Source organism: Humibacillus xanthopallidus (genome assembly GCF_044793955.1).
GTDB lineage: Bacteria > Actinomycetota > Actinomycetes > Actinomycetales > Dermatophilaceae > Humibacillus > Humibacillus xanthopallidus_C.
Genome location: NZ_CP084995.1, coordinates 1,902,684 through 1,927,446, shown reverse-complemented (window position 1 = coordinate 1,927,446; position 24,763 = coordinate 1,902,684). Strand labels below are relative to the sequence as shown.

The following is a 24,763-nucleotide window of genomic DNA, read 5'->3' as shown; positions in this document are numbered from 1 at the left end:
CGCCGGGCTCAGCTGTCGGTCTTCGCATCGGCCTGGCCGACGCCAGCGCCCTCGACCGCCTGGTCGGCGCGGCTGAAGACGTGGTCGACGAAGCCGTACTCCTTGGCCTCCTCCGCGCTGAACCAGCGGTCGCGGTCGGAGTCCTTCTCGATCTGGTCGATCGACTGACCGGTGTGCTCGGCGATGAGGCGCGCCATCTGCTTCTTGACGTAGAGCATCTGCTCGGCCTGGATCTTGATGTCGGTGGCCGTGCCGCCGATGCCGCCCGAGGGCTGGTGCATCATGACGCGGGCGTGGGGCGTCGCGTAGCGCTTGCCCTTGGTGCCGGCCGAGAGCAGGAACTGCCCCATCGAGGCAGCCATGCCCATCGCGACGGTGGCGACGTCGTTGGGGATCCAGTTCATCGTGTCGAAGATGGCCATGCCGGCCGAGATCGAGCCACCGGGGCTGTTGATGTAGAGCCAGATGTCCTTCTCGGGGTCCTCGGCCGAGAGCAGCAGCAGCTGCGCCGCGATGGCGTTCGCGTTGTCGTCGCGCACGTCGGACCCGAGGAAGATGATCCGCTCCTTGAGCAGGCGGTTGTAGATGTGGTCGTCCAGACCACCCGGCATGCCGTTGCCGTTGGCGGAGGTCTCCGAAATCACCGTGTCTCCATCGTTCGAAGTGGTCCAGTCGCGCGGGCCCCACCCGAGGGTGGAGCAGCCGCCGGCTGGCTCGTCACTGACCCTAACGCCCGAGGTGGGGACCAGATTTCCCGAACCGCGCCGTGTTCGCCCTGAGCGCACAAACCTGAGCGGGGCGCGCGCAAGAGCGCGCTCGCGTGACACGACAGACCCCGCCGACGTATGCCGTCAGGCGGGGTCCGCGCCATCATGCCCGGTGTGCGCCCGCCGGGCTGGGGGGCCTACTCGGAGAGACCGTTGTCCTGGCCGGACTCCCCGGCGTCGGAGGCAGCGGCATCCCCGGTGCCACTCGTCTCGGAGGCGTCGTCGAACGAGCCGTTGCCGCCGGCCTCGTCGAGCGAGCGTTCGCGAGGCTCGTTGACGGCGGTGCTGCCATCGAGGTTGCCGCGGTTCGCGTCACCACCGGAGGCCTGCTCCGCGGTCGTGTCACCAGCGGCGGTGCCACCGGCCGGGTCGTCGGTGCCGTCAGGGTGGGTGCTGTTGATGTCGGAGTCCGCCATGGAGGCGCCCGACTCGTCGATGGTGCTCATCTCTGACTCCCTTGTCACACTGCGCCGCCGCGGTGGCGACTGCTCAGGACGTACCCGTGCGTGAGTCACGCCAATCCGGCCGGCCCGGCCCAGCGGGGGGTGGAGGCCGGGCATGCCGAAGGCCGGCTCCCGAGCGGGAGCCGGCCTCACGGCATACGTCAAGCGGTGGGTCAGGCTTTCGCGGCGGCCTCGACGTCGGCGGTGTCCTCGACCGACTCGTCGGCGACGACCTCGGCGTCCTCGTCACCCTCCGTGCCGGGCACGGCCTCGTTGAGGTCGACGACGTTGCCCGCGGTGTCCTTGACGGCAACCTTCTCGAGCACCGACGCGAGGGCCTTGCGGCGGGCGACCTCGGCGACCATGGCGGGGATCTGACCCTCCTGGTCGAGCGACTGCGCGAACTGGTTGGGGTCCATGCCGTACTGCTGCGAGCTCATGACGAGGAACTCGATGAGCTCCTCCTGCTGGACCTGCACCTGCTCCTTCTCGGCGATCGCGTCGAGGAGCAGCTGCGTCTTGAGGCCCTTGCGGGTGCTCTCGTCGACCTCGGCGCGGTGCTCGTCGTCCTCGAGACGACCCTCGCCCTCGAGGTGGCTGTGCACCTCGGCGGAGACGATGCTCTCGGGGATGGGCACCTCGACCTGCTCGAGGATGACCTCGAGCAGCTTGTCGCGGGCGGCGACGCCCTGCGCGAACTTGGCGTCGATCTCGACCTTGGTGGTGAGGTCGGCGGTGAGCTCCTCGAGCGTGTCGAACTCCGAGGCGAGCTGGGCGAACTCGTCGTCGAGCTCAGGCAGCTCGCGCTCCTTGACCGCGGTCACGGTCACGGTGCAGACGGCCTCCTGGCCCTCGCGGTCACCGCCGGCGAGCGGGGCGGTGAAGGTCTTGGTCTCGTCGGCCGACATGCCGATGAGGGCCTCGTCGAGACCGTCGAGCATGTTCTTGGAGCCGACCTCGTAGGAGACGCCGGTGACCTCGTCGATGTTCTCGCCCTCGATCTCGGCGGCCAGGTCGATGGAGACGAAGTCGCCGTCCTGGACGGCGCGCTCGACACCCTTGAGGGTGCCGAAGCGGGCGCGCAGGTCATCGAGACGCTGCTGCACGGCCTCGTCCTCGACCTTGGCCTCGTCGACGGTGAGCTCGATGTCGGAGAAGTCGGGCAGGTCGATCTCGGGACGCGTGTCGACCTCGGCGGTGAAGCTGAGGTCGTCACCGTCGGCGGCGGGCACCGTGAGGTCGGTGATCTCGGGCTGGCCGAGCGGGCGCACCGAGTTCTCCTCGATGGCCTGACCGTAGAAGGTCGGCAGGGCGTTGTTGACGGCCTCCTCGAGCACGGCGGCGCGGCCGACACGCTGCTCGATGATACGGGCGGGCACCTTGCCCTGGCGGAAGCCGGGCACCTGGATGTGCTCACCGATGTGCTTGATGGCTGCGTCGAGGCTCGGCTTGAGCTCCTCGAACGGGACCTCGACGGTCATCTTGACCCGGGTCGGGCTGAGGGTCTCGAGCGCACTCTTCACTGCGGGTACTCCATTGGGTGGTGCCGACGTGGACGTCGACGGTGAACGGACGGGCCAGCGCACCATGCTATCGGCCCGCACGCAGATGGCTAAATGCGCGGATCGTGGCGGGTCGCGCATCGCCTAGGCTCGGGCTCCATGAGCGAGTCGCCGGCCCCGTCGCCCCCGCCGTCCGGTGCCCCGGATCGTGCGGCGCTGCGGCCGATCCAGATGGTCAGCGCCATGGTCGGCATGGGCGCCCTCATGCTGTCGGCGGTGCGCATCATCGTCGATCCGTCGGCACCGATGCCCTCCCCTCTCGCGATCGGCATCGTGCTGGTCGCCCTCGTCGGGTCGGCGCTGCTCATCCGCCGCATCGGCTACACCGTGCCGGCCCTGCCCCACGGCCTGCCCCGCGAGAACGCCGAGGCGACGAGCCTGCGCTTCTTCACCTCGACGACGATCCTGCGCACCGCGCTCGCCGAGGCGCCGGTGCTCGTCGCCTTCGCCGTGTCGTTCGCCTTCACCCCGCACAGCTGGCTGACGCTGCTCATCGCGTTGCCCGGCGGTCTGGCGCTCTTCTGGATCCATGCGTGGCCGTCGCCGCGCACCGCTGCTGCCCTCGAGGAGGGCCTCGAGGCCGACGGCGCCGAGAGCTACCTCAGCGAGGTGCTCGGCTTCCGCTGACACGCCACGTCCCCGGCGCGTCGCACGGCCGGGGGTATGCCGTCCGGCCGGGTCAGTCGACCGAGCCCCCGCTGCGCCAGTACTGTCCGTCGGCCCGGTCGAGGAAGCCCTCCTCGACGAGGTAGCGGCGCAACGCGGCGACGTCGGGGTGGAAGGCTCGGAGCCGGTTGTTGACCGCGGTCTCGTCGTACCTCTCCCCCGGCTCGAACTCCTGCGACAGGCGGTCGAGCACGACGAGGCGCTTGCGGATCTTGGTCGGGATGCTCGTGAGGCTGCCGTCAGCGGCGAAGAACGACCGGATGACCGCGTCCCTGTCACGCAGGGCGTCCTGCAGGTCGGGTCGGAACATGTGCTCCACCGTAAGGGCGCCGGTGTTGGGGGCCAAGGCATTTCAGGCTCTGGAGCGGGCGACGAGAATCGAACTCGCGTGATCAGTTTGGAAGACTGAGGCTCTACCATTGAGCTACGCCCGCAGGCCGCCGACGTGACCCGGCGATCCGAGGCGCTAGCCTACTGGTTCGCGTCCCGAGAGCCGAAATCGACTCGGCCCGCGGGTGTGCGCGTGTCGCGGACAGCAGCGACGGGACACGGCAGAGCACGACGGGGCATGGCGCAGTTTGGTAGCGCGTCCGCTTTGGGAGCGGAAGGTCGCAGGTTCAAATCCTGTTGCCCCGACCGAACCGGATGGCCCCGCTGGTCGCGACGAAGTCGCCTCCAGCGGGGCCTTTCGCTCGTCGGGGCACACAGGCTGCCGGGAGGGCGAACAGGCGCGGCGAGGAACGAGCCGCGGCAGCAAGCACGGGTCCTGTTGCCCCGACCAGCTACTTCGGCAACACACCGAGAAATCGTCAACTCTGCGTGGTGTGCCACGGCGAGTTGACGATTTCTCGGTGTGTTGCGGGGAACGTGCGGGTCAGCCGACGAGATCGAGGCGCAGCTCGGTGATCGTGCGGCCGGCGACCAGGCCCTTGGCCTCGAACCCGTCGGACGGACGCCAGGCCGGTCGTGGGGCACGGCTCGCCTCGAAGCGCGGGTGCTGGGCCACCTCGGCAAGCACGTGGGCGGCGTAGAAGTCCTGGTCGGTGGCGATGAGCATGTGGCCACCGGGTCGCAGCACGCGGGCGAGCAGGTCGAGGTTGGTGGGGCTGACGAAGCGCCGCTTCGTGTGCTTCTTCTTGCGCCACGGGTCGGGGAAGAAGAGGTGGATCGCGTCGAAGGTGTCGTCGGCGACGCGCTCCTGCAGGAAGAGCACGGCGTCGCCGACCTCCACCCTGAGGTTGGGCACCCCCGCCTCCTCGGCGTCGGCGAGCATGCGCGCCAGTCCGGGAGTGTGCACGTCCATGGCGACGAGGTCGTGCTCGGGGTGGGCCGCGGCATAGGCAATGGCGGCGTGGCCGTGGCCGCATCCGATCTCGAGCACGACCGGGGCGACCCGGCCGAACGCCGCCGGTGGGTCGAAGGGCCCCTCGGGCAGGGCCCGTGACGGCCCGAGCAGCTCCATCCGGTCACGGGTGAGGCTCGAGAGCCGGCCGCGTCGCACGAAGCTGCGCACCCGCGCGGGGTGCTCGGGCTCGGGCCGGTCGGTCTGCTCGTCCTGCTCGAAGTGGTCGGTCACCTCGGCATCGTAGTGACGCCAGTCGATCTCGCTGCTCAGCTGCGCCAGATGGTGACGACCGCCCGGTCGTCACCGAGGCCCGCCGCCGCCTGGTCGCAGAGCCGCTGGGCCAGGCCCTCGAAGCCGGTGCGGATGAACGACTCCGCCCGACCGAGCATGCGGTCGATGCCGTCGGTGAGGGCCCTGTCGCGCGCCTCGATGACCCCGTCGCTGTAGAGCACGAGGGCGTCGCCGCGGCGGATGGTGCCCGACTCGCGCGGGAACTCGGCCCGCTCGATGACGCCGAGCAGCGGCCCGCGGCCACCGGCGAGCATTCGCCACCGACCCGACCCCGCGGCGTACTGCGCGGCAGCCGGGTGGCCGGCATACCCGATGGTGAAGTGGCCGGTCTCGAGGTCGATGGCGACGTGCACCGCTGTGGCGAAGCCCTCGGGCCAGCGCAGCCGCAACAGGTGGTTGTTGGCCGACTGGAGGAAGCCGCCCTCGCTCATCTCGCCGAGGAGGCCGCCGAGGGCGCCCGACAGGAGCAGCGAGCGAGCACCGGCCTCGCGGCCCTTGCCCGACACGTCGACGAGCGCGACCTCGAGCATCCGGCCGTTCGTCGAGCGGCTCGCGACGACGAAGTCCCCGGCGAACCCGTCGCCGTAGGCCGACTCGAGCGCGACCTCAGCGCCCCACGACGGCGGCAGGGTGGGCAGCTCGCCCTGGGCGCGCAGGCGGTCGCGCATGTCGACGAGCATCGACTCGCCGCCGACGCCGACCACACCCGCCTGGGCGCGTGCGTTGGAGAGCCAGAGCATGAGGCCCATCGTGCCGAGGGTGACGATCTGCGCACCGATCGTCGCCGGTTTCGTCGCGCCGAGCGCGACACCGAGCGAAACCAGCGCGAGGAAGAGGCCGACATACACCGTCACGAGCAGACGCGGCTCGAGGAAGAGCCCGGCCGCGACAGCGAGGAAGGTGAACGTCGTCCACGGCACCTGCATCGGCCAGAGGGCGATGGCGACGCTCGCCACGATCCCCAGCAGCAGGAAGAAGGTGACGATCACCCAGGGCTTGCGGACGAGCCACTGGCCCAGCAACCGCAGCCGACGAACGGGTCCGGCCGCGTAGCGTGGGCGCCGAGAGACGATGCTCTCGCTGGTGGGCACCTGGCCCCCTCTCCGCGGCTCGCGTCGGACCGGGCCGGGGCCGCGCCGGGTCAGCTCGCGCCCGACTCCGGGAGCGCCGGCAGGTCGCCCGTGTTCTCGTACGCGGTCACCATACCCAGCCGGCGGCTGTGCCGTGCCTCATCGGTGAATTCGGTCCGCACGAAGGTGTCGACGATCTCCTTGGCGACGTCGACCGACGTGAAGCGGGCACCGATCGACACGACCTGCGCGTTGTTGTGTTCTCTTGCGAGAGCAGCGAGTTCGCCCGACCACGCCAAGGCTGCACGGATGCCGCGCACCTTGTTGGCCGCCATCTGCTCACCGTTGCCGGAGCCGCCGAGCACGACGCCGAGCGACCCCTCGTCGGCCGCCACCGCCTCCGCCGCCCGCAGGACGTAGACGGGGTAGTCGTCCTGGGCGTCGTAGTCCGTCGGACCATGGTCGACGACCTCGTGCCCGCCCTCGGTGAGGTGGGCGACGAGGGCTCGCTGGAGCTCGTATGCCGCGTGGTCGCCGCCGATGTGGATGCGCATGTCCGTCCTTGGGTGCGTTGCCGGAATCGTTGTGGGAATCGTGGGAGGTGAGGGGGGTCGAGCGGGTCGGCTCAGTCGAAGACCGGGCCGCGCGAGCGCGTCCGCTTCAGCTCGAAGAAGCCGGGGGTCGCGGCCACGAGGACGCAGCCGTCCCACAGCTTGGCGGCTGCCTCGCCCTTGGGCGCAGGCGTCACGACGGGGCCGAAGAAGGCGACGCCGTTGACGGCGATGACGGGGGTCCCCACGTCGGTGCCGACGAGGTCGATCGCACGCTGGTGGCTGGCCCGCAGCGGCTCGTCATTGGCGTCGGTGCTCGCGAGCTCGGCCAGCTCGGCGGGCAGGCCCACGTCCTCGAGCGCCTCACGGATGACGGTCGCGACGTCCTGCTCTCCCCCCGGGTGGAAGCGCGTGCCCATCGCGTCGTAGAGCGGCTTGACGACCGAGTCACCGTGCTGCGCCGCGGCGCCCATGACGACGCGGACCGGACCCCACGCGCGCTGCATCATCGCCTGGTAGGCGGGCGGCAGGCTCTCGGCGTGCTCGTTGAGGACGGCAAGGCTCATCACCGACCAGGTGACCTCGATGTCGCGGTGCTTCTCGACCTCCATCAGCCAGCGGGAGGTCATCCACGCCCACGGGCACATCGGGTCGAACCACATCTCGACGGACTCCTTGCCCGTCGCGGCTCCCCCGCTGCGCTCGTCGACGGTCGGGGTGGTCTCGTTCGCATCGGCCATGCGCCCCATCATGGCACCGCCGCCGGAGCGGCAAAGCGGTGGTGGCACCCCTCTCCCTTCGTGCGAGGATGGCCGCCGACGTCGCCGTCGGACCGACGCGTCGTGCCCACGCAACCTGCCCAGGAGGTCACCCCCGTGCCCGGCAAGAACCTGACCCGCGACGAGGCTGCCGCTCGCGCCAGCATCCTGACCGTCGAGAGCTATGCCGTCGGGCTCGACCTCACGACCGGCCCGGAGCACTTCCGCACCGTCACGACGGTGCGCTTCGGCTGCTCCGAGCCCGGGGCCGACACCTTCATCGACCTCATCGCGGCCTCGGTCGAGTCGGTGACCCTCAACGGAGCACAGCTCGACCCGAGCGAGGTCTTCGCCGACTCCCGCATCGCACTGCCCGGTCTGCAGGCCGACAACGAGCTCGTCGTCGACGCGACGGGCAGCTACACCAACACCGGCGAGGGACTGCACCGCTTCGTCGACCCCGTCGACAACGAGGTCTACCTCTACACGCAGTTCGAGGTGCCCGACTCGCGGCGGATGTATGCCGTCTTCGAGCAGCCCGACCTCAAGGCGAGCTTCGCCTTCACCGTCACGGCCCCCGCGCACTGGAAGGTCGTGTCCAACTCGCCGACCCCGGAGCCGGAGGCCGCCGGCGTGGCCGAGGGCGTCGAGCGCGCGACGTGGACGTTCGCGCCGACCCAGCGCATCTCCTCCTACATCACGGCCCTCATCGCCGGCCCCTACGACGAGGTGCGTGACCAGGTGACGACCCGCGCGGGCGTCGTGCCGCTCGGCATCTTCTGCCGCAGGTCGCTCACCGAGCACCTCGATGCCGACAACATCTTCGAGTGCACGAAGCAGGGCTTCGCGTTCTTCGAGAAGGAGTTCGACCAGCCCTACCCCTTCGAGAAGTACGACCAGATCTTCACGCCCGAATACAACATGGGCGCCATGGAGAACGCCGGTGCCGTGACCTTCACCGAGGTCTACGTCTTCCGCAGCAAGGTCTCCGAGGCCAAGGTCGAGCGCCGCGCCCTGACGATCCTGCACGAGCTCGCGCACATGTGGTTCGGCAACCTCGTGACGATGAGGTGGTGGGACGACCTCTGGCTCAACGAGTCGTTCGCCGAGTGGGCGTCGACGACGTGCCAGGCCGAGGCCACCGAGTGGACGAGCGCGTGGACGACCTTCGGCACGTCGGAGAAGGCCTGGGCCTACGACCAGGACCAGCTCTCCTCGACCCACCCGATCGCGGCCGACATGCGCCACCTCGAGGACGTCGAGGTCAACTTCGACGGCATCACCTACGCCAAGGGCGCCTCGGTGCTCAAGCAGCTCGTCGCCTACGTCGGCCGTGAGCCCTTCGTCGCCGCGCTGCGCGAGTACTTCGCCAAGCACGCGTGGGGCAACACGACCCTCGCCGACCTCCTGAGCGAGCTCGAGAAGGCCTCGGGCCGTGAGCTCACGCAGTGGAGCACGCTGTGGCTCGAGACCGCCGGGGTCAACACCCTCCGGCCGGTCTTCGAGGTCGACGCCGACGGGCGCTACACCTCCTTCGCCGTCGAGCAGAGCGCCGCCGCCTCCCACCCGACGCTGCGCCCGCACCGTCTCGGCATCGGGCGGTATGCCGTCCGGGCGGGTGAGTCGGGCGACGTGCTCGAGCGCGTCGGCTACGACGAGGTCGACATCGACGGGGCGCGCACCGACATCGACGCCCTCGTGGGCCAGCAGCAGCCCGACCTGCTGCTCGTCAACGACGACGACCTCGCCTACGCGAAGATCCGCCTCGACGAGCGCTCGCTCGCGACCGCGCTGTCGCTGCCGCGGGGCTTCGCCGACTCGCTTCCCCGCTCGCTCGTGCTCGGCGCCACGTGGGACATGACCCGCGACGCCGAGATGCCGGCTCGCGACTTCGTGCGCTTCGTGCTCGAGACGCTGCCCGGCGAGACCGACTCGACCCTGCTGCGCGTCCTCGTCGGCCAGGTCGTGACGGCGACGCGCCTCTACACGGCTCCCGAGCACCGGGCCGAGACCGCCGCCCGGCTCAGCTCGTCGCTCGCCGCGCTGGCAGAGACCGCGGCACCCGGCAGCGACGCGCAGTTCCAGCTCGTCGAGGCCTGGGCCAACACGACCCGGGACGCGTCCGACGAGCCGCGCCTGCGCGCGCTGCTCTCGGGTGAGTCGGCGTTCGAGGGCCTGACCGTCGACACCGAGCTGCGGTGGACGTTCGTCAAGGCGCTCGCCGCTCTCGGCGTCGCCGACGAGGCCGAGCTGCAGGGCGAGCTCGACCGCGACCCGACCTCGACGGGCCGGGAGCGGCACGCCGAGGCGCTCGCGGCCCGCCCGACGGCAGAGGCCAAGGCCGACGCGTGGGCCAAGGCGGTCGAGCAGAACGTGCTGCCCAACCAGATGGTCGAGGCCGTGAGTGCGGGCTTCCGGCGCAGCACGGACCTGTCGCTGCTCGAGCCCTACGTGGAGAAGTACCACGCGATGCTCGTCGACGCCTGGGAGGCGCGCAGCGTCGCGATCGGTGAGCGGGTCGTCGGCGGCTTCTACCCGTTCGCGCTCGCGAGCGAGGAGCTCAAGCAGGCCTCCGACCGGTGGCTCGCGGAGCACCCCGACGCCGCACCCGGCCTCGTGCGCACGGTGGCCGAGAACCGCGACACCGTGGCCCGTGCCCTGCTGGCCCAGGCTCGCGACCGCCAGGGCTGAGCCCACCCGGCTGGGGCCGGGCTGCTTCACGCGGCCCGGCCCCACGGCATACCGTCGGGGCACGTCGACCCGCCGGGTCCACGAGCCCACCTGACAGCACCACCCGACCCCTCCCGACTGAGACGCTGTGATCCTTCCCTTCACGACTGCCCTGACCACCCTGACCGCCTCGACCGGCACCGTCGCCCCGAGTGCCACCCAGCCGCCGCCGACACCCTGGGGGGAGGACCCCGTGGACACCGTCTCGACAACGCTCGCGGGCCTGTCGACCCTGACCTGGGAGGAGGTCGGCGCCTGGCTGGTCGGCACTCCGCTGCTCATCATCATCACGCTCGTCGTCGGCTACGTGGCGCGCTTCCTGCTGCACCGTTTCATCGACCGGGTCGTGGCGTCGGCGACCTCGCGGCGTGCGGAGCGACTGGCGTCGATCCCCGGGGCGGGGCTCGCCCTGCAGGCGGTCGGCGTCGCGCAGACCCGGCACGTGCAGCGCACCCAGACGATGGGGGCGCTGCTCAAGAGCATCTCGACCTTCGTGGTGGGGGGCATCACCGCGCTCACGGTCCTCTCCCTCGTCGGCATCCCGCTCGGGCCCATGCTCGCGTCGGCGAGTGTCGGTGGCGTCGCCCTCGCCTTCGGCGCGCAGAGCCTCGTCAAGGACTTCCTGTCCGGCATCTTCATGATCATCGAGGACCAGTACGGCGTCGGTGACGTCATCGACACGGGCGAGGTGATCGGCACCGTCGAGAACGTCTCGCTGCGGGTCACGACGCTGCGCGACGCCAACGGGATGACGTGGTACGTGCGCAACGGCGAGATCATCCGCATCGGCAACAAGACGCAGGGCTGGTCGACGGCGATCGTCGACGTGGCCATCGCCTACGACCAGGACGTCGACGCGGCGATCATGGTCATCCGCGACGTCGTCAGCGTCATGGACGATGACGAGGCCTGGAAGGACGTGCTCCTCGAGGAGCCCAACGTCGTCGGCGTCGAGTCCATCACCGCAGGAGCCATCACCATCCGGGTCCTCGCCAAGACGCTGGCCAACGAGCAGTTCGGGGTGCAGCGCGAGATGCGCGAGCGCATCAAGCGGGCCCTCGACGAAGCCGGCGTGCGCAGTCCCCATCCGGTCCTGCCCCCTTACGGCGGTGCGGCGCCGCAGGGCACCGCCACGTGACCGGCCGCAGCACTCTGGGAGACTCGTCCGCGTGACCTACTACGACGACTTCGGAGGCCACGAGACCTTCGCCAAACTCGTCCACGAGTTCTACCGCGGCGTCGCACAGGACGAGCCGCTGCGGGCGCTCTATCCCGAGGACGACCTCGGGCCCGCCGAGGAGCGGCTGCGGATGTTCCTCGAGCAGTACTGGGGCGGTCCGACGACCTACTCCGAGCAGCGCGGTCACCCGCGGCTGCGCATGCGCCACATGCCGTATGCCGTGACGCCCGACATGCGCGACCGCTGGCTGCTGCACATGATGAACGCCGTCGACTCCCTCGAGCTCGAGCCAGAGCAGGACGACCGGTTGCGTGACTACCTGACGCGGGCCGCCTACTCCCTCGTCAACAGCGGTGGTCCGACCGAGTCCTTCTGACCCGCACTGGTCCCACCCCCGCTGGGTTCCACGACTCGCGCCGACTCACAGCAAGTCACAGGCGGATCACGGTGCGACGCACATCCGTCGGGTGTTCTCTGGAGAGAGACACATCCGGCGTCGGGCGTCAGCCCGGCGTCCAGACGAAGGGACACAGATGGCCTCCATCAGCACGAAGGCAGTCGGCCTCGCCGCGGCAGGTGCAGCGGTGGCTGCGATCGGGCTCGGCGTCACGCAGGTGGCCCGGGCCGACGACGCCACACCGACGCCCAACCCGTCGGCGACGTCCACCCAAGGCGACGCTGACAAGAGCGCGGCCGATCCCGGCGCCGCGGCCCCCGGCCAGGGCAAGGGCTGGGGTCCGGGCGGTCGCCACGGCGGCGGCATGGGCAAGGGCATGGGAATGGGGATGGGCAAGGGCGCTGACCTCGCCGGCCTCGCGACGGCGCTCGGCGTCGACGAGACGAAGCTGAAGGACGCCGTCAAGGCGGTCCGCGACGAGATGAAGGCCGCCCGGCAGTCGAGCGGGAGCACGACCAAGCCCGACCCCACGGCGATGCAGGACGAGTTCGCCACCAAGCTCGCGGCCGAGCTCGGCATCGACGCGGCTAAGGTCAAGACGGCGATCGCCGACCTCCGGGCTGCCGAGGAGGCCGAGCACCTGAAGGCCTTCGACGACAAGCTCGCCCAGGCCGTCACGGACGGCAAGCTCACGCAGGCCGAGGCCGACGCGGTGAAGAAGGCGGCCAAGGCCGGCGTCATCGGCATGGGCCGCGGCCCGCGCTGACCCTGATGTTTGAAGGGGACGTCGCCCGGATCCGGGCGACGTCCCCTTCAGCGTGCTCCCGAGCGCACCGATGGGTGCAGGGACAGCGCCCGTCAGGACGACTTTCGTGCCCGTCGGTGCCGCTCAGTGCGCCGGTCGAGGCGTGGCGAGGTGGGCGCGGAGGGCGGGGACGACGTGGTTGCGCAGCAGTGGCGCCAGGTCCTCGGGCAGCTCCTCGTTGAACCCGAGCCACCGCTGCTCGGCGATCTCGGCGAGCGGAGCCGGCGCGTCCTGCTCCCGCAGGTCGGTGACGTAGATGGTCGCGTCCACCCACGCGTCGGGCTCGTTGGCGGCGACGTCGTGGAAGCGGCCGAGCGGTGTGCCGACGCCAGAGACGTCGACGCCGACCTCCTCCATCACCTCGCGCACGGCCGCGTCGCGTGGGCTCTCCCCCGGCTCGATCTTGCCGCCCGGCAGCATGAACCGCGTCGATCCAGCCTTGCGGACGGTCAGCAGCCGACCGTCTCGCACGAGGCAGAAGGCTGCAGTGACATAGGTCGTCATGCCCCGACGGTAGCGGTGGCCCCACGCATGACACCGTCACCCGCTCCGTCCCAGCCCGCGGCGTCACCCCATCAGGAGAGCGGCGGCGGGCCGGCCTCGACGCGGCGACGCACCTCGGCCAGCCCCTCCGGCCCCTGGGGCACGTCCCACCAGCTCTCGACCCACCACGTGGCCCCGGCCTCCTCCCAGGCCGCCGGCTCGGCGGGCTCGAGCGAGGTGAACGAGCCCCACGAGTCCGCCTCGATGACCACGTCGTAGCCGTCCCACGGCAGACCCAGCTCGGAGCGGATGGCGCGCACACCCTCGACGACCGCGGCGAAGTCGTCCAGTGACTTCGGAGTGCCCTCCTGCGGTGGGTGGATCGCCGGCAGCACTCCCTGCCAGCGGGCAGCCCTCTCGAGCGAGCGCTGCCGGCCACCGCCAGGGGTCGGCGCACCGACCACCCATACCGGCGGATGGGGACGCTGCGGCGTGGGCGGCGGCAGCATGAAGTCGTTGGCGCCCGCGCTGTAGTGGCGGCCCTCGAAGGTGAAGGACCCGGCGTCCTCGAGGAGCCCTGCCCAGATGGCGAGGCCTTCGTCGAGCTTTGCGGCCCGCACGGCCCGACCCTCGTCGGGCTCGAAGGCCGTCCACCCGGGGTGCAGCGCCCCGAGACCGACCGACATGATCGCCCGCCCGCCGCTGATCCGGTCGACGGACCCGACTGTGGAGGCAAGGTCCCACGGACGGTGCCGCGAGGCGGGCGTGAGCAGCGTGCCGAGCCGGATGCGCTCAGTCACCATCGCCGCGGCTCCGAGCTGCACCCACGCGTCGATCCCGTAGAGCGCCTCCCAGCCGAAGACGGCATCCCACCCCCGCTCCTCACCCAGGCGCGCGAGATCCACGAACTCACGCTCAGCGGCATACGGGACGACGAAGCCGGTTCTCATCCGACCGTTCTACCGCTCCGCGCCGACTGCGGGCCCACCCCCGTCGGCGCCAAGTCGTGCAATTTCTTGCAAACCTGTTTTGAATCTTGCCCTCCATGGGGAACGATGGTGCGTCGTGACCCGAGCAGCAGCCTCCACCATGACCCACCACCGGCCCGACCACGAGGGCGCCGACGCCATCCGCGAGGCCCTCACCCCGGTGCACGCCGCCGACCGGCCCGACGCGGCCTGGTGGCGCCACGCGGTGATCTACCAGATCTATCCGCGGTCGTGGGCCGACAGCGACGGCGACGGCATCGGTGACCTGCCCGGCATCACCGCACGCCTCCACCACCTGCGCGACCTCGGCGTCGACGCTCTGTGGCTCTCACCGTTCTACACCTCCCCCCAGGCCGATGCGGGCTACGACGTCGCCGACTACCGGAGCGTCGACCCCCTCTTCGGCACGCTCGCCGACGCCGACGCCATGATCGAGCGGGCCCACGAGTTCGGCCTCAAGATCATCGTCGACATGGTCCCCAACCACTCCTCCGACGAGCACGTCTGGTTCCAGGCGGCTCTCGCGGCCGGCCCCGGCTCGGCCGAGCGGGAGCGCTACATGTTCCGCGAAGGCCGTGGCGAGCGCGGCGAGCTGCCTCCCAACAACTGGGAGTCGGTCTTCGGCGGCGCCGCGTGGACGCGCGTCACGGAGGCGGACGGCGAGCCCGGTCAGTGGTACCTGCACCTCTTCGACCCCAAGCAGCCCGACTTCAACTGGGAGCACCCGGAGGTGCGCGCCGAGTTCGAGGCGATCCTGCGCTTCTGGCTCGACCGCGGGGTCGACGGCTTCCGCGTCGACGTCGCGCACGGCCTCATCAAGCAGCAGGGCCTGCCGGACACGCAGGAGGAGCGGACGGTGATGCTCGGCAACACCGACTTCGAGTCCGACCACCACCGCGTCAACACCCCCTACTGGGACCAGGACGGCGTGCACGAGGTCTACCGCTCCTGGCGCGCGATCCTCGACTCCTACGGCACGCCCGACCGCATCCTCTGCGCCGAGGCGTGGGTCGAGCCGCAGGAGCGCGCCGTGCGCTACGTGCGCTCCGACGAGATGCACCAGGCGTTCAACTTCGACTTCCTCGCCGCGCCGTGGGACTCCGACGCGCTGCGCGCGGTCATCCGGTCATCGCTCGAGGCGGCCGACTCCGTGGGCGCACCGTCGACCTGGGTGCTGTCCAACCACGACGTCGTGCGTCACGCCTCGCGTCTGGGCTTCCCCGTCGGCACGCCGCGGATGAACGGCATCTCCGCGACCGACCCGCAGCCCGACCGCGCGCTCGGCCTCCAGCGGGCCCGCGCCGCAACGGCCCTCATGCTCTCGCTGCCCGGTGGCGCCTACATCTACCAGGGCGAGGAGCTCGGCCTCCCGGACTCGACCGACATGCCGGCCGCCTTCCGTCAGGACCCGACCTTCGCGCGCACCGCGGGCAAGGAGATCGGCCGTGACGGCTGCCGCGTGCCGATCCCCTGGGAGGCCGACGCCCCGAGCCTCGGCTTCGGACCGTCCGACGCGACCTGGCTGCCGCAGCCGGCCGTCTACGCCGACTACGCCGTGGACCGTCAGCAGGGCGTCGACGGCTCGACGCTCGAGCTCTACCGAGCGCTCCTGCACCAGCGCCGCATGCTGGGCCTGGGCACCGGCTCGCTCACCTTCGTCGAGGGGTATGCCGCTGACGTCCTCGCGCTCGCCAACGGCGGCGACGCCCGCGACCGCGTGCTCGTCGTGAGCAACTTCGGCGACACGCCCGTCGACCTGCCCGCGGGCGCCGAGGTCGTCGTCGCCTCCGGCGCGCTCGACGAGGGCCGGGTCCCGCGCGACACGACGGTCTGGGCCGTCTGGCACTGACGAGAGCGAGACTCACAGAGGGCACCCCGCACCAGCGGGGTGCCCTCTGCGCGTCCCTGTGGAGAAGTCGGAAGGCGGCTCGACGGACCTCCCTAGGGTCTGCTCATGGCGCGCTACGAGATGGACCGCGGGGAGGTCTCCACGGTCGGCGGAGAGATCAGCCGTGACGCTGACACGCTGCGCGCCGTGGCCGACGCCGTGGCTGCCGCGTCGGCTGCCGCCAGGTGTGCGGTCGGCACCGGCCAGCCGGGGCTCTCCGCCGAGGTCGACCGCTTCCGTCACGTGCACGCGCAGACCATCGACGCCATGGCCGATGCCGTGACCGCTCTTCGGGGCGGGCTCGACCTCGCCGTGCGCAGCGAGCGCGACACAGAGCTCGCGGCAGCATCGGCCCTCGGCTCGATCTCCGGGATCTCCGGCACGCTCGGGCCACGGGTCGGCGCCCCGAGGCAACCGTGAGCCGTGGCCGATCCCCCGGATCCGGCGGACTGCCCGGCTCCGGGACCACCGCGCTGCCCACCCCTCCGGGCGACACGGGCGCACTGCGGGCAGCCGCGGTCGCCTTGCGCCGGGCGGCTCACTCGGCGCACACCACCGCCACCCTCCGCGGCCGACTGGCCACGATCCTGCCGCTCGTCTGGACCGGGTCCGCCGCCGAGGCGGCCGTGGACGAGTCCATCGAGCTGGTCCGTCGGTGCACCTCGGGACTGCTCCACCTGCCAGCCGCCGCGAGGGCTCTCGAGCGCCATGCAGCCCTCCTCGAGCACAGCCAGCACGCCGTCGCGCGGCTGCAGCGCGACTGGGACCGTGACGTCGAGCAGCATCACCTGGCCGTTGCGGCCGTGCGCCTCCGGGTGGGCAGCGATCCCGACGCGGCCGGCCTCATCATGCGCCTCACGCAGGAGCACGAGGCGCGCCTGGTGCGGCTCTCGCACCAGCACGCCGAGCTCCGGCAGGAGCTGGACCGGGCGGCCAACCGCACCGCGGCGGCGCTTGCCGCCCTCAACGACGAGACCTTTCCGATCGGCACCCGTCTGACGGCAACAACATTGCGCGACAGGCTGATCCACGGCCTGCCCCTGGCCAGCGGAGCTGCTGCCGCTGCGGACATCGGGCGGGTGGCCGGGTCCGATGCCCAGGTCCTCCGGCGCCTGCTGACGGTGGGACCTGCCGAGCCCGCGACGGCCCATGCCCTGCGTGCCTTCGTGCGCACCGCCCAGGACCGCGGGGATGACCCCCGCTATGCCCAGGCCCTCGTCGAGACGCTGGGCGTCAACGGCCTGGGCCGACTCGTGCTGGCCCTCGGCGACGCAGACGTCCCGGTCGACGTGTCGAGGCAGGCGATCGGGGCCCTCGGCCGGCTCCTGCTGACCGCCGTCGCGCCGGGAGCCTCGGCCGGGCACGACGCCGGCACCGCCCGCCGTCTCGACTCCACAGCCGCCCTGCTCCGCGACGACCTCGTGGCGTCACTGAGCAGGGTGGTCGCTGCCGACTCGACCACCTCCCGGGCCAGTGGCTACTGGCTCCTCGGGCAGCTCGTCATCGGCGCGAGGCAGTCGGGGTGGTCAGCGCGCGTGCCACCATCGCTGCTGCGTCGCCTCACCGCCGGTGCCGCCGCGGCCGAGATCGGCGAGACCCGCGACGCCGATGCGGAGCGGGTGCACGGCAGCACGCTCGCCCCTGCGGGTGGTGCCCGTTTCGCGTCTCTCTTCGACGACGCGGACAGGACCGGAGACGCGCTCCACACCCTGCTGCTCGAGGCGGGTGACGACCCCACGGCAGTCGTCGAGCTGCTGTCATCGCCGGTCGAGGGGCACGGTCTGACCAACTCCCGAGGCGGGCCGCTCGTGCTCGCCGAGGCCCTGGTCCGACGTTGGCTCACCTACGAGTCGAGCTCGACCTCGACCCACCCCGACCTGGCCCTGGCGACCAACGACGACCTCTCCCGACTGCTGGCGGCCACCGTGGGTCTGACCGGCCATGACGACGCAGCCACCCTGAGGGCTCGCGTGATGGCCGAGATCAGTCGGACCAACTCCCTTGCCCAGCAGGAGCATTCGACCATCCTGCTCTATGAGGGCAACTCCTCGGTGCTCGAGTCTGCCGCTGTCGACTGGGTGCTCGACATGCCGGAGTCCATCGATGCGACGCTCGCCCAGCCGGATGCCGGGGCGGCCGTGGCCTGGAGCACCCCCGTGGGCGACCGGCACCAGCCTCGCCTCCGGCTGGAGGAGCTGACCGGGCTCATCGGAGCCTTGGCGGTGGGGGCGGAGCCCTCACGCGCCACCGGGGCGGGCGGATCGCCCTCACCGGCCCACCAGCGCCTCATCGAGGGTGAGGTCGCGCGGGCCGTGCAGCAGTCCACGCCGGGCGAGGGGCAGGGCGGCCTCGACGACGTGACGACCCGCATCGGCTTCTTCGAGCAGGCGACGTCAGCGGCTCTCATCGAGGTCGCTCGACGTCGGGATGTCGCCAACCGGTCGATGTGGCGCACCTTGGCCGAGGCCAAGGCCCTCGCGCTGTCGTGGCGCGAGGGACCCCAGGCTGTCGGTCTTGCCCTCGCCACCCTGGCCAGCGGGGGCACCAACCGCAGCACGCAGGACGACCTCGTCATCTCCCTCGTGCGCTCCAACACCGAGCTCGAGCAGACGAGGGTCGACGAGCAACGCACCGCGGCGATCACGGCCAGACTCGACCACCTGCGCTCCCTCGGTGGTGGCTCCGACGTGCCCACGACCGCTCTGCTCGCCGCTGGGGCCCGGCGAGCACCGACGCTGCCCACGAGCGAGCAGGTCGCGGCTGCCCGCCGACAGGAGCGACTCGACGCCCTGACGAGCGTCATCTCGGACCGAGAGCCGCAACGGGTTGAGGCAGCTGCCCAGCCTCGGCCCGAGGCCCATGAGCTCTACACCGCCGAGCGCCTGCGTCGTGCCGGCTTCGAGCTCGAGTTCCTCCCACGGTCCAACGACGCCAAGTCACCCGATGCCCTGATCCGCGGCGCGCCATGGGAGTTCAAGTCGCCCGTCGGCAGCGGCTCCGGCACAGTCGTCCAGGCGGTGAGGTTCGCGCGTGACCAGTCGCCCCGCATCGTCATCGACCTCGCCCGCAGTCCGCTGAGCCTCGAGGAGGCGCTCCGGCAGGTCGACCTGGCCATCCGTCGATACGATCGCATCGACGTCGTGCTCGTCATCACGCGTGGCGGCGAGATCGTGGAGAGAAGACCCTGACGTGTCCGGATGGATGATCAACATCGACCTGCCCGTGTCAGAGGTGCAGAGCCTCCTCGCGGGCGTGCCCGGGGGGCTGCTCACCGTGTTCGCCGAAGGCTTCTCGCTGTCCTTCTCCGACGGGGTCGTCGCCTACGGGTCCGATGCCACACCTGAGGCCGGCACCGACATCACCGTCAAGGGTCCCTCGCCGACGCGACAGTGGGAGATCTACCGCGAGCTCGAGAGTCGAACACCTGACGATGTCGTGATGTGGATGATGAATGACGGCGCGGCCTTCGAGGCCGGCCGGGGCACCACCGCCGACGCATTGGGCCTCTGACTCAGCGCGGCGATAGCCTCGCAGGCATGGCCGCGCCGCGCCCCTACCTCGCGCACACTCCCGTCGCCCTCGCCCACCGCGGGGGCGCGCTCTATGCCCCCAACCTCGGCCTCGAGAACACGCTGACGGCCTTCAGCCATGCCGTCGCCCTCGGCTACACCCACCTCGAGACCGACGTCCACGTGACGAAGGACGGCCAGCTCGTCGCCTTCCACGACTCCCGGCTCGACCGGGTGGGTGACCGTGCCGGTCGGCTGCGAGACCTCCCGTGGGAGCAGGTGCAGGCCGCGCGGCTCGGGTCGGGGCCCGAGCACGAGCGGGTCCCCCTTCTCAGCGAGGTGGTCGAGGCCTTCCCGGGCATCTGCCTCAACATCGACCTCAAGGCGCCGGGCACCGCCTCGCCCCTCTGGCGGCTCGTCGAGGAGTACGGCCTGCACGACCGCGTGTGCGTCGGCTCCTTCCACCAGCGTCACCTGTCGGACTTCCGCCGGCTCTCGCGCGGCCGCGTCGCCACCGCGGCCGGCGTGCCCGGCACCGCACTGCTGCGCTTCTCCCCCGACTGGCTGACCTCCCTGGTGCGCACCCCGGCCGACGTGCTCCAGGTGCCGGCCAGCGTGCCGCTGCGGGGCCGCCGGCTCCAGATCGTCACCGCACGTTTCATCGCTGCCGCGCACCGCCACGGCAAGCACGTGCACGTCTGGACGATCGACGACGCCTACGAGATGCACCGCCTGCTCGACCTCGGCGTCGACGGCCTCGTGAGCGACCGCATCGACGTGCTCAAGGACGTCCTCGTGGAGCGCGGGGCGTGGACGGGAGCGCCCTGAGCGGCATACCGGCTGGGCCGTGCGGCGCGTCAGCGCACGAGCACGTGACCTCGTGAGGTGCTGAGGCGCGTCCACCGGCCGTGTGCTGCCACGGCCGCCTGCTCACCCGGCGCGGTGAAGCCGAGCACGTGCGCCCCGAAGGCCAGCCCCGCGGCGATCGGTGGCACGGTCTCGCTCATCGCCGACCACACGCGTCTCCGGAGCGCAGCGACAGCCTGACCCCCCGCGCCGTCGGGAGTGCCCTCCGCGACCTGCGAGATGCCTTGTCGCGCAATCGAGTCGACGTCCTCGCACGCCAGGCTGCCCACGGGCTCCCAGCCGCTGCGGGGGGCGGCCATCGCGGCCCAGGGCACGCGCACCTCGGCTGGCGGCACCGTCAGCACCCGCGTGGTGCCGTCGGCGCGCGCGAGGCGGTCGGACACCGCAGCGAGCGCCACCGTCGTGTCGAGCAGCCCCTCCGACGCGACCCGCACGGCACGCAGGCCGAGCACCGTGCCCTCGCCGAGCAGCCCCGACCCCTCGATCACGGCGACAGTCGTGACGAGCAGCGGCCCCATGAGCTGGAGCCGCACGGCGCCCTCGGGGCTGGCCTGCTTGGCGCGACCGACGAAGGTCGCGAGGTCGGAGACCGCGCGGGGGTCGCCGAGGTCGATCTCGGTCACCGGGGTCGGCACGCGGTCACCGCTTCCGGCGTCGGAAGGGAGCCGCGTCACCCACGTGCTCGAGCACCGAGGCCCGCTCGTCGGGGCGCATGCGGCGCGGCATCGCGGTGCGGAAGTCGTAGAGCGCGAGCTCCGTCTCCGCGACGGCGTAGATCGTGCCTCCCGGCCCCTCGCCGACGCCCTCGGGGTCCGTCACTATGTAGGCGACGTCGAAACCGGCGCCACCGACCCGCGAGACCCACAGGTGGATCTCGACGGGCTCGTGGCGGAAGCCGAGGGGCCGGCGGTACTCGATCTCGTGGCGCGACACGAGCACACCCTCCTCGAGCAGCGACCGGTCGGTCGCGCCCCCCGCCTCGAACCAGTCGCGGAAGGCGATGACGCGGGCGTCCTCGAGCAGGCGCAGGAACTGCACGTTGTTGATGTGCGCATAGGCGTCCATGTCGGACCAGCGCAGCGAGACGTGCGCGGCATACGGCGGTCGGGCACGGTCGGCGTGGTCAGCGAGGTCGGCGCGGTCGGTCATGGGCCCATCCTTCCAGCCCGTCCACACCCCCGCCGCGCGGCGCCGTCTGGCGTCGCCCGTCCACAGCAGCCGGTATGCCGTCCGGCGAGGTCGGTGGGGCCCCGTAGGTTGGGTGCCATGTCGAGCTCCCCCACCGCCCCCGTCCTGGTCGACCTGCGCGAGCGCGCCACGGCGGCCCTGCGGCGGCTCGTGGGGCGCGACGACGTCGACTTCCGCGAGGGCCAGCTCGAGGCGATCACCGAGCTCGTCGACGGCCGCCGGCGCGTCCTCGTCGTGCAGCGCACGGGGTGGGGCAAGTCGGCCGTCTACTTCGTCGCCACGGCGTTGCGGCGGGCGGAGGGGGCCGGCCCGACCGTCATCGTCAGCCCGCTGCTCGCCCTGATGCGCGACCAGATCGCCGCCGCCGAGCGCGCAGGCATCCGCGCGGTCACCCTCAACTCCACCAACGCCGACGAGTGGGGCGCTGTCTCCGGGGCCCTGGCCCGCGGTGAGGTGGACGTGCTGCTCGTCAGCCCCGAGCGCCTCAACAACCCGCGCTTTCGCGACGAGCAGCTGCCCGCGCTCGCCGAGTCGTGCGGGCTGCTCGTCGTCGACGAGGCACACTGCATCAGCGACTGGGGCCACGACTTCCGGCCCGACTACCGCCGCATCCGCGACCTGCTGACGACGCTTCCCGAGCGCACGCCGGTGCTCGCGACCACGGCGACGGCCAACGCGCGCGTCGTCACCGACGTCGTCGAGCAGCTCGGTGCCGGTGGGCGCGACGTGCTCACCCTCCGGGGGCCGCTGGCGCGCGCCTCCCTGCGTCTCGGCGTGCTGCCCCTCGCCGCCCCCGAGCAGCGCCTCGCCTGGCTCATCGCCCACCTCGGAGAGCTGCCGGGCTCGGGCATCGTCTACGCCCTGACGGTCGCTGCTGCCGAGGACGTCGCGGTGGCCCTGCGCGAGGCCGGCCACACCGTCGCGGCCTACACGGGTCGCACCGAGACCTCGGAGCGGGTGCGCCTCGAGACCGCCCTGCGCGACAACGAGGTCAAGGCCCTCGTGGCCACGTCGGCACTGGGCATGGGCTTCGACAAGCCCGACCTCGGCTTCGTGCTCCACCTCGGGGCCCCGAGCTCGCCCGTGGCCTACTACCAGCAGGTCGGCCGTGCCGGCCGCGCGACCGAGCGCGCCGACGTGCTGCTCATGCCCGGCCCCGAGGACAAGGACATCTGGCGCTACTTCGCCTCGGCGTCGATGCCGCGGCAGGACCAGGCCGACGCGGTGCTGCGGGCGCTCGCCGAGGCCGGCCGACCCCTGTCGACCGTCGCGCTCGAGTCGATCGTCGACGTGCGGCGCACTCGTCTCGAGCTGCTCCTCAAGGTGCTCGACGTCGACGGGGCGGTGCAGCGTGTCCAGGGCGGCTGGACGGCGACCGGCGCGCCGTGGAGCTACGACGCCGAGCGCTACGACCGGGTCACGGAGGCCCGCGAGCGCGAGCAGCAGCTGATGGTCGACTACGAGCGCACCGACCAGTGCCGCATGGCCTTCCTGCAGGAGTGCCTCGACGACGACACGGCCGAGCCCTGCGGGCGGTGCGACCGGTGCGTCACGCCGTGGTTCGACACCTCCGTCCCACAGGCTGCGGTCAACACGGCGCGCTCACGGCTCGAGCGGCCGGGCGTGGTGCTCGACGCGCGGGCCCAGTGGCCCACGGGCATGGACCGGCTGGGGGTGCCGCTCAAGGGCAAGATCGCGCCGGCGATCGCGATGGACGAGGGCCGCGCCGTCGCTCGCCTGTCCGACCTTGGCTGGGGCCAGCGGCTGCGCGAGCTGTTGCGCGGCCCCGACCGCGAGGTGCCGACCGAGGTGGTGCGGGCCTGCGTCGAGGTGCTCGCTGGGTGGGGCTGGCAGGAGCGGCCGGTCGCGATCGTGTCGATCCCGTCGCGGCGTCGCCCCGAGCTCGTGCGGTCGCTCGCGGCCGGCCTCGGCGAGCTGGGCCGCCTGCCCTACCTCGGCGCGCTCGACCTCGTCGAGGGTGGGCCCGTCGGCGACCCTGGCGGCAACAGTGCCTTCCGGCTCGCCAACGTGTGGGGCCGCCTCGCGGTCGGGCCCGACCTCGCGACCGCGCTGAGCGGCATCCCCGGACCGGTGCTGCTCGTCGACGACGTCGCCGACTCCCGATGGACCCTCACGGTCTGCGCCGGGCTGCTCCGCGAGGCCGGGGTGCCGGGCGTGCTGCCCCTCGTCCTCGCCCAGGAGGCCTGACGCGCCGCCGGCGGCACCGCGAGAGCCGGCCGGCACCGCGTCCAGCGGAAGGCGCGTCACAGAGATCCGGGGCAGCCTCGGTAAGGTCACATCGTGACCGACACCTCCCCCGCGCTGTCGCCCATCGACGACCTGCTCGACGTGCTCGACCTCCGGGACGTCGGCACGGCGCGCATCTCCGTGACCGATGTCGCCGGGCGTGACGCGGCCGAGTCGATCGGCGCCACGTCGGCCCGGGTCTTCGAGGGGCGCAGCCAGAAGATGCCGCACGGCCGCGTCTTCGGTGGTCAGGTGCTGGCCCAGTGCGTCATGGCGGCGGGCATCACGGTGCGCGACGTCAGCGACGACGACGACGCCCGGCCGATCCACTCGCTCCACGGCTACTTCATGCGACCCGGTGACGACACGCTGCCCATCCGCTTCGCCGTCGAGGAGATGCGCGACGGCAACTCCTTCTCGACCCGTCGGGTGCACGCGGTGCAGAAGGGCGCGCCGATCATGTCGATGGTCTGCTCCTTCCAGGAGCGTGCCGGTGGGCTCGATCACCAGGAGCCCGCCCCCGACGTCCCCTCACCCGAGGACCTGCGCTCGCTTGCCGACGAGTTCCGCGGGGTCGACCACCCCGGGGCACGGCACATCGCGGAGTCCCGCCCGATCGAGCTGCGGCCCGTCGAGGGCAACCTCTTCCTCGACGCCGGCGCCGACCAAGTCGCCAGCAACCACGTGTGGATGCGTGCCGTCGACCGCCTGCCCGACGACTCGCTGCTCCATGCGGCCGTCCTCGCCTACGCCAGCGACTACTCCCTGCTCGAGCCGGTGCTGCGGCGACACGGCCTCGTCTGGACCGACCCCCGCCTGCGGGTCGCGAGCCTCGACCACTCGATGTGGTTCCACCGCGACGCCCGCGCCGACGACTGGGTGCTCTACGCGCAGGAGTCGCCCTCGGCCATCAGTGGACGTGGCCTCGCGATCGGCCACATGTTCTCGCGCGACGGCGTGCTCGTCGCGACCACGGCCCAAGAGGGCATGATCCGCGTCAAGCAGTCCTGACGACGACACTCAAACG

At 71.7% G+C, this 24,763-nt stretch carries 24 protein-coding genes and 2 tRNA genes; 13 read left to right on the top strand and 13 right to left on the bottom strand.

Annotated features, from left to right (window positions below; all coding sequences use genetic code 11):
- Positions 1-8 precede the first annotated feature (8 nt).
- From LG278_RS08530 to tig, 3 genes are all read right to left on the bottom strand, one after another.
- A complete protein-coding gene (locus LG278_RS08530; protein WP_404393586.1) occupies positions 9-611 on the bottom strand; it encodes an ATP-dependent Clp protease proteolytic subunit in 603 nt (200 codons plus the stop codon).
- Positions 612-904: 293 nt separating this feature from the next.
- Positions 905-1,213 carry a hypothetical protein gene (locus LG278_RS08525; RefSeq protein ID WP_404392835.1) on the bottom strand — a complete coding sequence of 103 codons (309 nt, stop codon included), beginning with the start codon at positions 1,211-1,213 and terminating at the stop codon, positions 905-907.
- Between the two features lie 170 nt (positions 1,214-1,383).
- Complete coding sequence (gene tig / locus LG278_RS08520; protein ID WP_404392833.1) at positions 1,384-2,733, bottom strand: trigger factor; 1,350 nt, start codon at positions 2,731-2,733, stop codon at positions 1,384-1,386.
- 138 nt (positions 2,734-2,871) lie between these two features.
- Between tig and LG278_RS08515 the strand changes: the two genes are divergently transcribed.
- On the top strand, positions 2,872-3,399 hold the full coding sequence (locus LG278_RS08515; RefSeq protein WP_404392831.1) for a hypothetical protein: 528 nt from the start codon (positions 2,872-2,874) through the stop codon (positions 3,397-3,399).
- 52 nt (positions 3,400-3,451) lie between these two features.
- Here the strand turns inward: LG278_RS08515 and LG278_RS08510 are convergent, their stop codons facing one another.
- Both LG278_RS08510 and LG278_RS08505 read right to left on the bottom strand, forming a co-directional pair.
- The gene (locus LG278_RS08510) at positions 3,452-3,748 is read right to left on the bottom strand and encodes a DUF2087 domain-containing protein (RefSeq protein ID WP_404392829.1); all 297 of its coding nucleotides are present in this window, start codon (positions 3,746-3,748) and stop codon (positions 3,452-3,454) included.
- 50 nt (positions 3,749-3,798) lie between these two features.
- A tRNA-Gly gene (locus LG278_RS08505) sits at positions 3,799-3,872 on the bottom strand.
- Between the two features lie 128 nt (positions 3,873-4,000).
- Here LG278_RS08505 and LG278_RS08500 point away from each other — a divergent pair.
- Positions 4,001-4,074: transfer RNA gene (locus tag LG278_RS08500), tRNA-Pro, on the top strand.
- Between the two features lie 238 nt (positions 4,075-4,312).
- On the opposite strand, the gene trmB is transcribed toward LG278_RS08500, so the two are convergent.
- The 4 genes from trmB to LG278_RS08480 all read right to left on the bottom strand — a co-directional run bounded on the left by trmB (position 4,313) and on the right by LG278_RS08480 (position 7,435).
- Positions 4,313-5,014: a tRNA (guanosine(46)-N7)-methyltransferase TrmB gene (gene trmB, locus LG278_RS08495; protein ID WP_404392827.1), complete on the bottom strand. Its 702-nt coding sequence runs from the start codon at positions 5,012-5,014 to the stop codon at positions 4,313-4,315.
- A 35-nt stretch (positions 5,015-5,049) separates the two neighbouring features.
- Positions 5,050-6,165 carry a PP2C family protein-serine/threonine phosphatase gene (locus tag LG278_RS08490; protein ID WP_404392825.1) on the bottom strand — a complete coding sequence of 372 codons (1,116 nt, stop codon included), beginning with the start codon at positions 6,163-6,165 and terminating at the stop codon, positions 5,050-5,052.
- Positions 6,166-6,215: 50 nt separating this feature from the next.
- Entirely contained in the window at positions 6,216-6,698 is a 483-nt protein-coding gene (locus LG278_RS08485) for a ribose-5-phosphate isomerase (protein WP_404392823.1), read from the bottom strand.
- Positions 6,699-6,769: 71 nt separating this feature from the next.
- Complete coding sequence (locus tag LG278_RS08480; RefSeq protein ID WP_404392821.1) at positions 6,770-7,435, bottom strand: DsbA family protein; 666 nt, start codon at positions 7,433-7,435, stop codon at positions 6,770-6,772.
- A 135-nt stretch (positions 7,436-7,570) separates the two neighbouring features.
- On the opposite strand from LG278_RS08480, the gene pepN reads away from it, so the two are divergent.
- From pepN to LG278_RS08460, 4 genes are all read left to right on the top strand, one after another.
- On the top strand, positions 7,571-10,144 hold the full coding sequence (gene pepN, locus LG278_RS08475; protein WP_404393584.1) for an aminopeptidase N: 2,574 nt from the start codon (positions 7,571-7,573) through the stop codon (positions 10,142-10,144).
- A gap of 127 nt (positions 10,145-10,271) precedes the next feature.
- Positions 10,272-11,321 carry a mechanosensitive ion channel family protein gene (locus LG278_RS08470; protein WP_404392819.1) on the top strand — a complete coding sequence of 350 codons (1,050 nt, stop codon included), beginning with the start codon at positions 10,272-10,274 and terminating at the stop codon, positions 11,319-11,321.
- A 31-nt stretch (positions 11,322-11,352) separates the two neighbouring features.
- Complete coding sequence (locus LG278_RS08465; RefSeq protein WP_404392817.1) at positions 11,353-11,739, top strand: globin; 387 nt, start codon at positions 11,353-11,355, stop codon at positions 11,737-11,739.
- Between the two features lie 157 nt (positions 11,740-11,896).
- Positions 11,897-12,526, top strand: a complete 630-nt coding sequence (locus LG278_RS08460; protein ID WP_404392815.1) for a hypothetical protein — start codon at positions 11,897-11,899, stop codon at positions 12,524-12,526.
- Positions 12,527-12,649: 123 nt separating this feature from the next.
- On the opposite strand, the gene LG278_RS08455 is transcribed toward LG278_RS08460, so the two are convergent.
- Both LG278_RS08455 and LG278_RS08450 read right to left on the bottom strand, forming a co-directional pair.
- Positions 12,650-13,069, bottom strand: coding sequence for an NUDIX domain-containing protein (locus LG278_RS08455; protein WP_404392813.1), 420 nt, complete (start codon positions 13,067-13,069; stop codon positions 12,650-12,652).
- A gap of 71 nt (positions 13,070-13,140) precedes the next feature.
- On the bottom strand, positions 13,141-13,998 hold the full coding sequence (locus LG278_RS08450; protein WP_404392811.1) for an LLM class flavin-dependent oxidoreductase: 858 nt from the start codon (positions 13,996-13,998) through the stop codon (positions 13,141-13,143).
- A 139-nt stretch (positions 13,999-14,137) separates the two neighbouring features.
- Between LG278_RS08450 and LG278_RS08445 the strand changes: the two genes are divergently transcribed.
- The 5 genes from LG278_RS08445 (at position 14,138) to LG278_RS08425 (ending at position 20,262) form a co-directional block, all read left to right on the top strand.
- Complete coding sequence (locus LG278_RS08445) at positions 14,138-15,886, top strand: glycoside hydrolase family 13 protein (protein ID WP_404393582.1); 1,749 nt, start codon at positions 14,138-14,140, stop codon at positions 15,884-15,886.
- A gap of 105 nt (positions 15,887-15,991) precedes the next feature.
- A complete protein-coding gene (locus LG278_RS08440; RefSeq protein ID WP_404392809.1) occupies positions 15,992-16,345 on the top strand; it encodes a hypothetical protein in 354 nt (117 codons plus the stop codon).
- Positions 16,342-19,113 carry a hypothetical protein gene (locus LG278_RS08435; protein ID WP_404392807.1) on the top strand — a complete coding sequence of 924 codons (2,772 nt, stop codon included), beginning with the start codon at positions 16,342-16,344 and terminating at the stop codon, positions 19,111-19,113. The genes LG278_RS08440 and LG278_RS08435 overlap by 4 nt, the downstream gene beginning before the upstream one ends.
- Position 19,114: 1 nt before the next feature.
- Positions 19,115-19,435: a hypothetical protein gene (locus LG278_RS08430; protein ID WP_404392805.1), complete on the top strand. Its 321-nt coding sequence runs from the start codon at positions 19,115-19,117 to the stop codon at positions 19,433-19,435.
- A 26-nt stretch (positions 19,436-19,461) separates the two neighbouring features.
- Positions 19,462-20,262 carry a glycerophosphodiester phosphodiesterase gene (locus LG278_RS08425; protein ID WP_404392803.1) on the top strand — a complete coding sequence of 267 codons (801 nt, stop codon included), beginning with the start codon at positions 19,462-19,464 and terminating at the stop codon, positions 20,260-20,262.
- Positions 20,263-20,291: 29 nt separating this feature from the next.
- On the opposite strand, the gene LG278_RS08420 is transcribed toward LG278_RS08425, so the two are convergent.
- Both LG278_RS08420 and LG278_RS08415 read right to left on the bottom strand, forming a co-directional pair.
- Positions 20,292-20,936, bottom strand: a complete 645-nt coding sequence (locus LG278_RS08420) for a hypothetical protein (protein ID WP_404392801.1) — start codon at positions 20,934-20,936, stop codon at positions 20,292-20,294.
- A gap of 4 nt (positions 20,937-20,940) precedes the next feature.
- Positions 20,941-21,450 carry an acyl-CoA thioesterase gene (locus LG278_RS08415; protein WP_404392799.1) on the bottom strand — a complete coding sequence of 170 codons (510 nt, stop codon included), beginning with the start codon at positions 21,448-21,450 and terminating at the stop codon, positions 20,941-20,943.
- 117 nt (positions 21,451-21,567) lie between these two features.
- Between LG278_RS08415 and LG278_RS08410 the strand changes: the two genes are divergently transcribed.
- Positions 21,568-23,697 carry a RecQ family ATP-dependent DNA helicase gene (locus tag LG278_RS08410; protein WP_404392797.1) on the top strand — a complete coding sequence of 710 codons (2,130 nt, stop codon included), beginning with the start codon at positions 21,568-21,570 and terminating at the stop codon, positions 23,695-23,697.
- A gap of 93 nt (positions 23,698-23,790) precedes the next feature.
- The gene (locus LG278_RS08405) at positions 23,791-24,747 is read left to right on the top strand and encodes an acyl-CoA thioesterase (RefSeq protein WP_404392795.1); all 957 of its coding nucleotides are present in this window, start codon (positions 23,791-23,793) and stop codon (positions 24,745-24,747) included.
- Positions 24,748-24,763: the final 16 nt, after the last annotated feature.